This window comes from Arcticibacter tournemirensis (genome assembly GCF_006716645.1).
GTDB lineage: Bacteria > Bacteroidota > Bacteroidia > Sphingobacteriales > Sphingobacteriaceae > Arcticibacter > Arcticibacter tournemirensis.
The window spans coordinates 3,835,985-3,849,174 of the sequence record NZ_VFPL01000001.1; the positions used below are offsets into that span (position 1 = coordinate 3,835,985).

Sequence of the window (13,190 nt, forward strand, 5' to 3'; positions counted from 1 at the left end):
ACAATTGCACAACCTTACAAAGGCTCCGCACAAGCGGGGCTTTTGTCTTTTTTATACATATAATTTCAACAATTGGTAAAAATACGTGTTTCTGAATGGTGAATATACGGCAAGAATTTTCTTCCGTTGTAATAGTATATCACCTGAAATGGTTTTAATTGTAGACGATCTCCCAGAAAATTTGCTGGGGCTAAGAAAGATACTGGAGTTGAATGGTTTTAAGGTAGATGAGGCTTATTCTGGTGAAGAAGCTTTAAAAAAAGTACTTGTAACTACCTATTCGCTCATTATACTTGACGTTCAAATGCCTGGGATGGACGGCTTTGAGGTTGCTGAAGCTCTTGCTGGTTTCAGTAAAGCAAAGGATATACCTGTCATTTTCCTTTCCGCTGTAAACACTACGAAAGAATTTATTACGCGCGGATATTTGTCCGGCGGCTACGATTATATCACAAAACCTCTTGATCCGGACATATTATTACTAAAAGCTAAAAATCTTCACAAGCTGTCACAACAGAACCTGGAATTAAAAAAGACACAGGCCGAGCTTGAAAAAGAAATTGAAGTAAGAAAAGAAGCAGAAAGAAAAAAAGATGAATTTCTAAGCATCGCCAGTCATGAGTTGAAAACCCCATTAACACGTGCCAAGGGCTACGTTCAGCTATTAAAAAAGTTCTCCACCGATCCTCAAAAAAAAGAAGACAGTATTTTGTGCCTTCAACGTACAGAAACCCAGCTGGAGAAATTAAATCTGCTGGTAGCTGGCATCCTGGATCTTTCGAATATAGAGGCCGGAAAAATGCAGTTTAAAATGGCCCCATTTAACTGCTCCGATATGATAGAGAACATACTAGAAACATTCAGCAATATTTATCCTGAGTATACCATTATCAGATCGGGTGAACTGCCTCAAACCCTGTACGCTGATAAAGATAAAATAGAGCAAGTGGTGCTTGATTTTCTTTTTAACGCAGCCAAGTACTCACAACAGTCTAAAGAGATCTACCTTAATACAACAACCGGAGGAAATAGCTTTACTGTTGAAGTGAGAGACACGGGTGTTGGTATATCTGCTGAGAAGCTGCCGCATCTCTTTCAGAAATACTACAGAGCAGAAGACTCGTACAATGAATTTCAAGGCCTCGGGATTAGTCTTTTTATTTGCTCCGTAATCATCAGGCACCATAAAGGAACCTATGGCGCAAAAAGCGTACAGAATGAAGGTTCCTCCTTTTACTTCACTATTCCGGTTGCCGGTAACGAATAGAACCTTTCATGAGTTGGTTTGAAACTTTTTTGTCAAATCGCTTATGTATCTTTGCGCCCCCATGCTAAAGGGTAAAAAATATAAAAAGTATTACAGGAGCAATCTCCGGCTGGCAATGCCAGTTGTAGTATCGCAACTTGGCCACACGCTTGTGCACACTGCTGACAGCGTAATTGTTGGCCATTTCGCCGGAACATTCGCTCTTGCGGCAGTATCGCTGGTGAACAGCACCTTTACCATCATCATGGTCGCTGGTATCGGCATCGCTTACGGTCTCACCCCACTAATTGCGCGTGAAAACGGGCGAAAGGACTACGATGAATGCGGCAGACTGTTAATCAACAGTCTGTTCATAAATATCATCACTGCCATTCTATTATTTTTACTCATTTACTTTGGACTACTCTCTGTTATCGATTTCCTCAAGCAGGATCAAAAGGTAGTCGAACTGGCAAAGCCCTATCTCGGCCTCCTGGGAATTTCCATCATACCATTAATGGTATTTAACACATTTAAACAGTTCGCCGAGGGCCTTGGATTTACCAGGCAAGCCATGGTGATATCTATAGTTGGCAACATAATCAATGTATGCCTCGGAATAACCTTCGTAAAGGGGCTGTTTGGCATTGAACCCATGGGTGTTAAGGGTGTGGGATGGAGCACCTTAATTGACCGCTCGCTGATGGCTGTAGTAATGGGAACATATGTTCTCCGTTCAGTCAATTTCAGGAAATACCTCCGCACATTTGCCCTGCAAAAAATCGACCGGCTGCGGTCTTTAAGAATTCTGAAGATTGGCGCGCCTGTAGCTTTACAATACACCTTTGAAGTAAGTGCGTTCAGCGGTGCTGCTATTCTTATGGGTACACTGGGAGCAATACAACTCGCTGCACATCAGATTGCCATTAACCTGGCTTCTGCAACGTACATGATGGCTAGCGGCATTTCTGCTGCCGCGACGATTCAAACAGCCAACAGCTATGGACGTCAGGACTTTAACGCGTTAAAAATGTCGGCTAACGCCAGCTATCACATCGTTCTCGCCTTTATGTCCGTCATGGCGCTGCTCTTCGTTGTGATGAACCAATGGCTGCCATGGGTTTACACCTCAGACTCCGCGGTCATCATCGTAGCTGCACAGCTACTGATAATCGCAGGTATATTCCAGCTTTTCGATGGTGCCCAGGTAGTGGGCCTGGGCATTCTTCGCGGGATGGGCGATGTAAACATCCCTACGGTGATCACTTTTATAGCTTACTGGATAATCGGTATTCCCCTGGGGTGGATTATGGGGATCTATCTTAATATGGGAGCTAACGGAATATGGGCCGGACTAACGCTCGGCTTGCTGGCCTCAGCTGTACTGCTGTACATTCGCTATAAGTACTTCAGTAAGCGAATATCTCAATAGCCTCATAAGCGGTTATTCTACTGCAATAAATATATCAACTTCTGCATTCTCCGGATTTACAGATTTGACGCCATACACTTCAAAATCTGCAGTGAACGATCTTCTCAGATCAGCGCTCCAGATTTTTTGCCACTCTTCGAAAACAGCACCCTGCATCAGATTTCCCTTCGCCGAAAATTTTCTATACTGTGCCTCTTCAAATGCCTTCCCTGTCATCTGGTCGGGGATTTGATCCAAGTTCTCCACACGACAGCCCAAAATAGTTGTATAGGGCCTCGTGTGATCTTTTTCGTAGTCGGTATAAATACAATAAATAGTATCATCTATTCTATTGGGGATCTTTTCAAGGATTCCGTCCGACATAAATTTCCGCCAAAGTGAGGGAATGTCTTTTCCAGACTGTCCATTCTCATTTGTCGTTCTTACGGAGATACCAATAACACTAAAAGGTCCTATTTTTTGATTATTCATTACTTTCTTTGTTGGTATGCAAAAGTATCCAGGCCAATGACAATCCTATGTCAGCATGGTAAATTAAAAATAAAGTGAATGAGCAACACGAAAAGTATTGCAATGTGCTTCTACTATATCCGTTATTCTTTTTGAGTAGCCCCCTCCCATACTCACTTGAACTGGTATTTCGTACTTCTTACATAATTCGAACACTCTGCGGTCGCGTTCTCTGCATCCCTCACGACTTAATGCAAGATGGCCCAGCTTGTCGGTAGCCAGCACGTCCACCCCCGAAAGATAGAAAACGAAATCAGGCTTCAGGCGGGAAAACAAGGGCTCAAGCGTGCTGGTTAGAATTTGCAGGTAGGCTTCGTCACCAGTACCCAGATCCAGACCTATATCAAGGTCCGACCGCTCCTTCCTGAAAGGAAAGTTCTTCTCGGCATGTATCGAAAGGGTAAACACTTCAGGAACATTCTCAAATATTTGTGCCGTTCCGTTACCCTGGTGCACATCAAGGTCAATGATTAAAACGGAAGACGCCAGCCGGTTGCTTAACAGATAATTTGCAGCCACCGCCTGATCGTTCAAAAGGCAAAACCCTTCCCCCCAATTTGACCCTGCATGATGAGTACCGCCTGCTACGTTGAATGCTACACCATATTCACGGGCATACATGCAACCATCTATCGTTCCCTGCGCGATACGTCTTTCGCGTTCCACCAGCTGCGCTGTGAGCGGAAAGCCTATGCGCCTTACTTCGCGCGGCCCTAATGTAAGATCCCTAAGATTTTCCCAGTATTCTTTCTCATGGGTTAGAAGGATTATATCTTCGGCAACTGCAGCACTTGAGAAAATATTTTCTTCTGTTATCAAGCCTTCGTATAATAGCTGACCGGGGATGAGCTCATATTTTAGCATTGGGAAACGGTGCCCTTCAGGCAATGGGTGGGCATATATCGGATCAAAAGCTATCTTTAACACAATTGCAAAATACAAATTGATATCCGTGAAAAGCAAACGACAAATGAATCTCAGTACATCGTTTAAAAAAACAGATTTGTTTCCTGTGCTCTCATTGTCGTGCGGACCTGTCCAGAACCGTTCCAGGCTATCTTCGGTGCAGACTGCCGCTCGCTCCGTTGCTTCCAAGGTATTTATCGAAGAAGCACAAGACACGATATAGCATGGTAGCTAAGTGGTGGCTTTCCTGTCCGAAGCCTTTCTGAAGCGGGTGCGAAGCGCACCCTGAAATTTCAAATGCGTTTAATCTTCACTTTCGGCACGCTAAGCAAAGATTGACTCGGAATTTGAGTAACTTTGCTACTGTCTGTTGAAAAGATACCGACAGCTAAAACTTAAAAATGGATTATAAATTAGGTGAATTCGTCCGCTTTGTGGACGAAAAGAGAGAAGGATATATTACACGCATCTTCAGTGATGATATGATTGGCGTTACCGGAGACGACGATTTCGAGATTCCGGTTCCGGCAAATAAGGTGACCAGGGTGCATGGCCATGTGTATGAGCAGCAAGTTACCGATCAGAATGCAGCTCAAAATGTGGCCCCTTCTGCAGCTTTTGAAACAAAGGGTATATATCTCGCTGTCGCTCCCGACCAACGAAAGGGCTCGGTGGTTTACTTTCATCTTGTAAATAGCACTTCTTTTCAATTGCTGATCACACTGGTTACTGAAAAAGGAAAAGAACTGAAAGGTGAATTCGCTGGTATTATTAATCCAGCTTCATCAACGAGAATATTTACAGCTTCGCTATCCGAGCTGGATATGTGGCCAACCTTCCACTTGCAGGCGCTTTACTTTACAACTCAAAACATCGCCCTTCCAGAACCACTAAAGATTAAAGAAAAATTTAAAGCTAAAGATTTCGCTGGAGCCAAAAAACCGGTCCCTTTGTTAAAACAAGATGCATGGCTTATACGTCTCGACGAGGAGGACCTTGTTATCGATCCTGTGAAACTGAAGGAAAGCTTTTTCAAAGCCCCCGAAGTAAAGAAGGAAATCGCAAAACCACTTCAGGAAGTGGATCTCCATATCGAAAAACTGCGCGACGACCACCAGTTTCTTAGCAAAACCGAAATATTAAAGATCCAGCTGGAACACTTTAAGAAATCGCTTGACGCTGCTATCGTTCATAAACTTCAATCCATTATTTTTATACATGGCGCAGGCAATGGAACGTTGCGAATGGAAATCCATAAAAGCGTTGGCCGGAACCCTCATGTTAAAACGTTCATGGATGCCAGGAAAGAGAAATTTGGGTATGGCGCCACGGAGGTGATACTTAAATAGTGGAAAATTGACAAGGGACAGTGGACAATGGACAGTTGACGATGGACAAGGGACAGTGGACTTTATAGCCGTATTACAATACAGATATTTTTGAGAATAAATTAGGAATACATGCCAGAGTACGAAACACGCAAGGACGTCCCCTCGAAGAAGAAGTTTTTTTACCCTGTGATCGACCCTTTACATGATTATCTTTTAAAGTATAACAGGGAAATTAAATTGCCGGTGCAATATTCTGACCTTCTCAGGTTCCAGATGAGTACGCCCTTACTTGATAAGAGCGGGAACGACACACTCTGGCAAACTGTGTATTACGATCAGCATGAGATGAACGAACTTTTTCCCAGTCTGGTTAATATTTACGTTCTGATGTGCGCCGATGGAGATATACAGGTGGCAGACAACCTGACAATTGCCCAGATCGACTACTGCACCTTCGGGAATTCCAAACCGTTTCGCATCAGGGTGATCAACAGGTTTAACGATAACTACGACTATATCTATGTCAAGATAGCTGATGCTTCAAGGATATACGGGCTTGAGCTCGAACACATTTTATCCCCAAACCGTATCACCTACTTAACCGATGGTGATACTTTGATTGAAGAGCATATTTCGGGTTTGCCTGGAGATGTTTTTATTAATCAACGATTGAATACATCGAAGTTTAACCAAATTCGTATTTGCAAAGAGTTTGTGAAGTTCAATGAGCGCTGCTTTATAAGACTTTTAGGCGATATGCGCTCTTACAACTATGTTGTGCATATTACTCCCGACATAGAGGGAAACCAGTACCGGATGCGGGCTATAGACTTTGACCAGCAGTCGTATGAAGGCCGCCGTAATTTCTACCTTCCCCATTTTTTCAAAGAGAACAATAAGCTAGTGCTGCTCGGCATTAAGCACATGGATAAATCTACCATGCGACAGTACCAGGAAGAGGAACGAAGCTTGATAAATAACCGTATGCGGCTGGTTCATTACCGGCTAAAAGATTTGCTGGATGTGATGAAGATCCAGGAGATCTCACCTAAAGAAAAAGTACAGAGGCTGGCAGGCGAATTAAGCGACTACCACAAAAGAGACTCGTTTAAAAAATGTCAAAGTATGGGCGAGTTGGTACAAGAGCAATTAAATGTATTTTTTGAAAAAAGACCGTAACACCGGACAAAATTTCATTTTGCCAGATACAGTTTTAACAAAACTTTAGTCTGAATTGTTAATTTCAGAGGTGTTTTTGTTCTGAAATCCCTCTAAAATCCCCTAAAACGCAAATATGTGATGGAAGTCACAATACTAAAACTGCTATTTTTTGTTAATTCTACGATAAGTGATCGCGGTATTTTGCATCTTTTTTAAAGGAAATTTAACAATGGGAGCGAGTGTTTAAATATTTACTAAAAGTGCTCTCAGGTATCAAAAAACGCAACTTTCGGCTCCTCTGAAACGTTTTAGTAATAAACTAATATACCTAAATATTAAATATTATGAAAGCTTTAAAAACTATTATTATTGCATTCTGTATAACATTTTCTTTTGGCGCCTTTTCTAAAGATGACGGAGCTAAAGATCAAAAACTAAGTATGAACTATGCAGTTCAAACTTATATAGATGCCATTACTCAGGGAAAGGTAAAATCACTTGGGGAAGTATTAGACAACGATGTGAAGTTTACTATGACTCAGGGCGAAAAGATTGTCAACTTCAACAGGAATGAGATGCTGAACGCTCTTAAAGGATCGGAAAACATCATGCAGAACTGCAAAACAAATTATGCCGTGGTTGAACAAAACGACTCTCAGTCTATTGTTAAAGTAACCATGAGCTACGATGTGTTTACAAGGATTAACTACGTAACCATCACACACACCAGCAAGGGGTGGAAGATTACTAATGTTTCCAGCGTATTCAATTAAATTCGATAAACATTAGTAAAAAAAAGAGGGGACATCGACATGATGTCCCCTCTTTTTTTACACAATTTTTTTTACACAATCACTTACTTAAGCGGCTGATCCCTCCGTAATAGTTTCGGCTGCAGCAGCTGTTTGGGCATCATTCTTTTCAACACGCAGATTTCTTACGATGTGCTGCTGCCTGTCGGGCGTGTTTTTACCCATAAAATATTCAAGCAATGCATGTATGTTGGCTTCTTTCAGAATTACCGGTTCCAGCCTGATGTCTTTTCCAATAAACAAACCGAACTCGTCGGGAGAGATTTCTCCTAGTCCTTTAAATCGGGTGATTTCTGGTCGTGTCCCCAGTTTGCTGATTGCTTGCTGCCGCTCTTCGTCACTGTAGCAATAAATTGTTTCTTTCTTGTTGCGTACCCTGAACAGAGGGGTTTGCAAAATGGAAACGTGCCCCCCCTTTACCAGATCAGGAAAGAACTGAAGGAAAAAGGTCATCATCAGGAGTCTTATATGCATACCATCCACATCGGCATCAGTAGCAATCACTATGTTGTTATACCTTAATCCATCGAGGCCGTCTTCAATATTAAGCGCATGCTGAAGAAGATTAAACTCTTCGTTCTCATATACAACTTTCTTTGTAAGTCCGAAACAGTTAAGGGGCTTTCCTTTAAGGCTGAACACTGCCTGAGTCATAACGTCTCTCGATTTAGTGATAGAGCCACTGGCAGAATCACCCTCCGTTATGAATAAGGTCGTCTCCTGACGTCGTTCATGGCTATCTTCAAAATGAAGCTTGCAATCCCTTAGCTTTCTATTGTGCAACGATGCCTTCTTTGCCCGTTCATTGGCAAGTTTCTTAATCCCTGCGATATCCTTGCGCTCCCGTTCCGACTGCAGTATCCTCTTTAACATTGCGTCGGCAGTCTGCGGGTTTTGAAGCAGGTAATCATCAAGTTCCTTCTTTACAAAGTCGTTGATAAAACCTCTCACAGAGGGTCCATCGGGACCAACATTCAGCGAACCAAGCTTTGTCTTTGTTTGCGATTCGAAAACAGGCTCCTGTATCCTTACGGAAATAGCAGCAACTATCGAAGCCCGAACATCTGAAGCATCAAATTCTTTCTTGAATCTTTCCCTTATCGTTTTCACTACAGCTTCACGAAATGCCGCCTGATGCGTTCCTCCCTGCGTGGTATGCTGGCCGTTAACAAATGAATAATATTCCTCGCCATATTGCTGACCGTGGGTCATGGCGATTTCAATATCCTCACCCTTTAAATGAATAATCGGATACCGTATATGGTCGGCATCTGTATTCTTGGAGAGCAAGTCGTGAAGCCCTTTCTCCGAAAAATACTTCTGACCGTTAAAGTTTATAGTAAGGCCGGCGTTCAGAAAAACATAATTCCAGATCATGTTTTCTACAAACTCGGGAATGAAACGGTAGTGCCTGAAAATGGTATCGTCTGGAATAAACGAAATAGCTGTCCCATTACGCTGGGTCGTGTCTTTCTCAGGCTCGTCCCTCACCAGCTCTCCCTTACTAAACTCAGCAACCTTTGTTCTTCCGTCACGATAGGATTGAACAGTGAAGGTTGCAGATAAAGCATTCACAGCCTTTGTACCCACGCCATTAAGTCCGACTGATTTCTGAAAGGCCTTGGAATCATATTTACCTCCTGTATTGATCCTTGAGACACAATCTATAACCTTCCCTAAGGGAATACCACGACCATAATCGCGTATTGAAACTTTATGCTCAGAAATGCTGATTTCAATAGTTCTGCCAGCCCCCATAACAAACTCGTCGATGGAGTTGTCAACTATTTCTTTTAATAAAACATAAATACCATCATCATAAGCAGACCCGTCGCCGAGCTTTCCTATATACATGCCTGGTCGAAGCCGGATATGCTCCTTCCAGTCAAGCGACCTGATACTGTCTTCACTATAATTTATGTTTTCTGCCATACTTAAAGAGTTAAAAGTTAAGAGTCAAATACGACGTGCACGATACAACACAGAAACGTCTTTGATCTCATTCCCCTGCATTTGCAAAAATAAGATTTTCTGTAAGCTTAAAAGCAGCTCTCTAATTTTAACTTTTGAAACGGCCACGTTTGACCGGGTAAAGATTCAAAGTGTCGCACTTTAAAGACAGGGCATGTATTGGAATACTTACATATACCAGACATTGATCAGCTCTTTAAACGCTTTTAAAAGTAAAAACCCACCTATTTTATTCGAATATTATTAAAACCACGGTCATCCGGCTGTTCTGGTATGATATTGGAACATATTTTTCCAGAAAGACAATAAGTATGGTTGTTGTAAACAAGATGAACGAACCAAAGGACGAAAAAGAAACGAACAAAGAGGGCCAGGAATGGGAAAACCCTGTCGCCCCTGAGCAAGCGTCCGATCCCAGAGATTTAGAACAGCTAGAGCGTCAAAAAAAAGAAGCGGAACTTAGAAAGAGTAATCTTTCTGATCCAGAGGAAGAAAATAAATAATTTGATAATCAACCTAAAATCAAAGTTATGAAAATGCTAAACAAGACCTCCGTCACGAAATTAAGTGAAAAATTCGACAGGCAACTTTTGAGTATTCTTTCTCAGGAACTTGACTCATTAAAAGCATCAAAAAATAAAATCATAAAGAAACTAGCCTCGGAACCAGACAACGGCTTAATGGTTGCCTGATAAATACCGGGCTTTTGTAAATTACATTTACCTAAGAAAACAATACAATCGTTCTTTTTCCCTCAGTTAAACAACAAGAAAATAGGCCCTGCTTAAACTCGGGGCTTATTTTTTTTATTCCCTACGTCTATCTAACACGTCGTTACTTTTGGTTAATAGCGGACAACGCCCGCCCCCCAGGCTACTCAACTATGAGAAAGATCGGTTCCACACCAGAAGATCAGAGAGGATTTTGTATTTTAGCCGCATGTTAAACGAGAATTTAGACCCGGATGCAGAACGGCTAAGTCCGGCAGAACGTGAGATAGAAAAAGTGCTTCGTCCGCAGGCATTTGAAGACTTTACGGGTCAGCATAAAATACTCGAAAACCTCCGTATATTTGTTCAGGCGGCAAGGCTCAGAGGCGAGGCACTGGATCATGTCCTTTTACATGGCCCCCCGGGACTCGGTAAAACTACCCTTTCCCATATCATCGCCAATGAAATGGGGGTTAACATAAAGATTACCTCCGGACCGGTTCTGGATAAGCCAGGAGATCTTGCAGGCCTCTTAACAAATCTCGAAACAGGCGACATTCTTTTTATTGATGAGATCCACAGATTGAGCCCACTGGTGGAAGAATACCTCTACTCGGCCATGGAAGATTTCAAGATCGATATTATGCTCGAAACCGGGCCTAATGCACGCTCGGTCCAGATCTCATTAAACCCTTTTACATTGGTTGGAGCAACCACCAGGTCGGGATTGTTAACCGCTCCTCTGCGGGCGCGTTTTGGGATTAACTCACGACTTCAGTATTATGATGCAAAGCTTCTGACCACTATCGTGCTCCGCTCCTCTTCCATTTTGAAAACACCTATTACAGATGAGGGTGCCTATGAAATTGCAAGAAGAAGCAGAGGAACGCCCCGAATTGCAAACGCATTGCTTCGGCGAACACGCGACTTTGCACAGATCAAGGGCAACGGGAGCATCGATACCGAAATTGCCAGGTATGCACTGAACGCGCTGAACGTGGATGAACACGGTTTGGACGAAATGGATAACAGGATTCTCACAACAATTATCGACAAATTTAAAGGAGGTCCGGTCGGTTTGAAAACCATTGCCACTGCAGTGGGCGAAGACGAAGGTACCATTGAAGAAGTCTATGAACCGTTCCTTATACAGGAAGGTTTCCTTATGCGTACATCCAGAGGCCGTGAAGTAACAGATCTTGCATATCGCCACCTTGGAAAAATGAAGCCTGGTGGAGCGCAGACTTTATTTTAAACGACCACCTCTCTATTGCAAATTACAGGCTATGAATTTTAGTCTGTAAATACTACCTTTGCACCTCGAATGAAGAATACCTATATATACTTCAGCCTTAGGTTCCTGTAGCACTTCGTTAGAGCAGTGTTACGCCGTACTTCTTTCACTTAGATATATTATGAGTCGTCATCCCGAAATAGAAAAAAGGAAAACTTTCGCAATTATAAGTCACCCCGATGCTGGTAAAACTACCTTAACAGAAAAATTTCTCCTTTTCGGGGGAGCTATTAATACAGCTGGAGCAGTTAAAAGAAACAAGGCAAACCAGAATACCACTTCTGACTTCATGGAGATCGAAAAACAGAGAGGAATTTCTGTTGCAACCTCTGTAATGGGTTTCGAATATAAAGATAAGCGGATTAATATTCTCGACACCCCGGGTCACAAAGATTTCGCGGAAGACACCTACCGTACTCTTTCGGCCGTCGACAGCGTCATTCTCGTGGTCGACAGCGTAAAAGGGGTTGAAGAGCAAACCGAGAAACTAATGGAGGTTTGTCGCATGAGAAACACTCCAGTTATCATCTTTATTAATAAAATGGACCGGGAGGGAAAAGATGCTTTTGATCTTCTGGATGAGCTTGAAACAAAGTTAACAATAAGTGTCTGCCCCCAGTCGTGGCCGATTGGACAAGGTTACACCTTTAAAGGCGTATATAATATTTATGGCAACCAGCTGAATTTGTTTGAGGCTGATAAATCAAAAATATCGGAGCCTGTTATCCAGGTTAAAGATCTTCACGACCCTCTTCTGTCGCAATATTTGCAGGAAAAGCCTCTCGATAAGCTAAAAGGTGATCTTGAACTCATCGAAGGTATTTATGGAAAACTCGATAAGGAGATGTATCTGGAAGGACTGCTTGCACCAGTATTCTTTGGCAGTGCGATCAATAACTTTGGCATCAGGGAACTGCTTGACACATTTATCGATATCGCTCCAAGTCCTCACCATCGCGAAGCAGAGCAACGGATGGTTTATGCCGATGAAAAAGACTTCACTGGCTTTGTTTTTAAAATACATGCCAACCTTGACCCAAAGCACCGCGACAGGATCGCCTTCTTAAGGATCTGTTCGGGGAAGTTTGAACGGAACAAATTCTACTACCATACCCGGCAGGATAAGAAACTCAAGTTTTCAAATCCCATGGACTTTATGGCCAACGATAAGACGCTGGTAGAGGAAGCATGGCCGGGCGATGTTGTGGGCTTATACGACAGCGGGAATTTCAAAATTGGTGATACGCTTACTGAAGGAGAAAAACTCCAGTTTAAAGGCATTCCAAGCTTTTCGCCTGAGATTTTCAAGGAAGTTGAAAACCGTGATCCTATGAAGACCAAGCAGCTCGAAAAAGGGATTCAACAGCTAACAGAAGAAGGAGTAGCCCAATTGTTCGTTCAGCAGCCAGGTAACAGGAAGATCATCGGAGCCGTCGGAGCCTTACAGTTCGAGGTTATTAACTTCCGGCTTGAAAACGAATATGGTGCAAAATGTGCGTTCCGGCCCCTCTCTTTTTCGCGTTCAAGCTGGATTACCGCCAGCGACAAAAAGAAACTTCAGGAGATTATACAAAGACGTGCATCACATATCAGCTACGATAAGGATGGAAACCCCGTCTTTCTCGCCGATAATGACTGGGCTATCAACCTTGCTAAGCGCGATTTTCCTGATATCGAATTTCATACGACTTCCGAATTTCGAAGGGCCTGATCACTCCTCCCGGTAATGTCAACTTAGCCAGTTGTAGCTCATTCCCCCTTTAACGACTTTTAAGTAACCGGCAGACCTTTTTGTCGTATAAGCAATTAAGTCTTAA

11 protein-coding genes are annotated in these 13,190 nt (G+C 42.7%); 8 read left to right on the forward strand and 3 right to left on the reverse strand.

What is annotated here, in order from left to right:
• The first annotated feature begins 148 nt into the window (after window positions 1-148).
• A complete protein-coding gene (locus BDE36_RS16170) occupies window positions 149-1,267 on the forward strand; it encodes a hybrid sensor histidine kinase/response regulator (protein ID WP_128771396.1) in 1,119 nt (372 codons plus the stop codon).
• Between the two features lie 61 nt (window positions 1,268-1,328).
• Window positions 1,329-2,678 (forward strand): MATE family efflux transporter, encoded by a 1,350-nt coding sequence (locus tag BDE36_RS16175; protein WP_141815687.1) that lies wholly within the window; start codon window positions 1,329-1,331, stop codon window positions 2,676-2,678.
• Between the two features lie 12 nt (window positions 2,679-2,690).
• Here the strand turns inward: BDE36_RS16175 and BDE36_RS16180 are convergent, their stop codons facing one another.
• Together BDE36_RS16180 and BDE36_RS16185 are read right to left on the reverse strand one after the other, a co-directional pair.
• Window positions 2,691-3,149, reverse strand: coding sequence for a GyrI-like domain-containing protein (locus BDE36_RS16180; protein WP_128771398.1), 459 nt, complete (start codon window positions 3,147-3,149; stop codon window positions 2,691-2,693).
• A gap of 63 nt (window positions 3,150-3,212) precedes the next feature.
• Window positions 3,213-4,283, reverse strand: a complete 1,071-nt coding sequence (locus tag BDE36_RS16185) for a histone deacetylase family protein (protein ID WP_317132929.1) — start codon at window positions 4,281-4,283, stop codon at window positions 3,213-3,215.
• A 212-nt stretch (window positions 4,284-4,495) separates the two neighbouring features.
• Here BDE36_RS16185 and BDE36_RS16190 point away from each other — a divergent pair, with 212 nt between their 5' ends.
• The 3 genes from BDE36_RS16190 (at window position 4,496) to BDE36_RS16200 (ending at window position 7,359) form a co-directional block, all read left to right on the forward strand.
• A complete protein-coding gene (locus BDE36_RS16190; protein WP_141815688.1) occupies window positions 4,496-5,443 on the forward strand; it encodes a Smr/MutS family protein in 948 nt (315 codons plus the stop codon).
• A 111-nt stretch (window positions 5,444-5,554) separates the two neighbouring features.
• Entirely contained in the window at window positions 5,555-6,604 is a 1,050-nt protein-coding gene (locus BDE36_RS16195; RefSeq protein WP_141815689.1) for a hypothetical protein, read from the forward strand.
• Between the two features lie 326 nt (window positions 6,605-6,930).
• Window positions 6,931-7,359, forward strand: coding sequence for a nuclear transport factor 2 family protein (locus BDE36_RS16200; RefSeq protein ID WP_235833198.1), 429 nt, complete (start codon window positions 6,931-6,933; stop codon window positions 7,357-7,359).
• Window positions 7,360-7,446: 87 nt separating this feature from the next.
• On the opposite strand, the gene BDE36_RS16205 is transcribed toward BDE36_RS16200, so the two are convergent.
• Entirely contained in the window at window positions 7,447-9,330 is a 1,884-nt protein-coding gene (locus BDE36_RS16205) for a DNA topoisomerase IV subunit B (RefSeq protein ID WP_141815690.1), read from the reverse strand.
• A gap of 368 nt (window positions 9,331-9,698) precedes the next feature.
• Here BDE36_RS16205 and BDE36_RS23765 point away from each other — a divergent pair, with 368 nt between their 5' ends.
• The 3 genes from BDE36_RS23765 (at window position 9,699) to BDE36_RS16215 (ending at window position 13,084) form a co-directional block, all read left to right on the forward strand.
• Window positions 9,699-9,872 (forward strand): hypothetical protein, encoded by a 174-nt coding sequence (locus BDE36_RS23765; protein ID WP_161987649.1) that lies wholly within the window; start codon window positions 9,699-9,701, stop codon window positions 9,870-9,872.
• A 436-nt stretch (window positions 9,873-10,308) separates the two neighbouring features.
• On the forward strand, window positions 10,309-11,334 hold the full coding sequence (gene ruvB, locus BDE36_RS16210; protein WP_141815691.1) for a Holliday junction branch migration DNA helicase RuvB: 1,026 nt from the start codon (window positions 10,309-10,311) through the stop codon (window positions 11,332-11,334).
• Between the two features lie 160 nt (window positions 11,335-11,494).
• Window positions 11,495-13,084 (forward strand): peptide chain release factor 3, encoded by a 1,590-nt coding sequence (locus BDE36_RS16215; protein WP_141815692.1) that lies wholly within the window; start codon window positions 11,495-11,497, stop codon window positions 13,082-13,084.
• Window positions 13,085-13,190 lie beyond the last annotated feature (106 nt).

Coding starts and splice junctions, on each gene's coding strand:
- BDE36_RS16170 (WP_128771396.1), top strand. CDS start 149: ATGGTTTTAATTGTAGACGATCTCCCAGAAAATTTGCTGGGGCTAAGA.
- BDE36_RS16175 (WP_141815687.1), top strand. CDS start 1,329: ATGCTAAAGGGTAAAAAATATAAAAAGTATTACAGGAGCAATCTCCGG.
- BDE36_RS16180 (WP_128771398.1), bottom strand. CDS start 3,149: ATGAATAATCAAAAAATAGGACCTTTTAGTGTTATTGGTATCTCCGTA.
- BDE36_RS16190 (WP_141815688.1), top strand. CDS start 4,496: ATGGATTATAAATTAGGTGAATTCGTCCGCTTTGTGGACGAAAAGAGA.
- BDE36_RS16195 (WP_141815689.1), top strand. CDS start 5,555: ATGCCAGAGTACGAAACACGCAAGGACGTCCCCTCGAAGAAGAAGTTT.
- BDE36_RS16200 (WP_235833198.1), top strand. CDS start 6,931: ATGAAAGCTTTAAAAACTATTATTATTGCATTCTGTATAACATTTTCT.
- BDE36_RS16205 (WP_141815690.1), bottom strand. CDS start 9,330: ATGGCAGAAAACATAAATTATAGTGAAGACAGTATCAGGTCGCTTGAC.
- BDE36_RS23765 (WP_161987649.1), top strand. CDS start 9,699: ATGAACGAACCAAAGGACGAAAAAGAAACGAACAAAGAGGGCCAGGAA.
- ruvB (WP_141815691.1), top strand. CDS start 10,309: ATGTTAAACGAGAATTTAGACCCGGATGCAGAACGGCTAAGTCCGGCA.
- BDE36_RS16215 (WP_141815692.1), top strand. CDS start 11,495: ATGAGTCGTCATCCCGAAATAGAAAAAAGGAAAACTTTCGCAATTATA.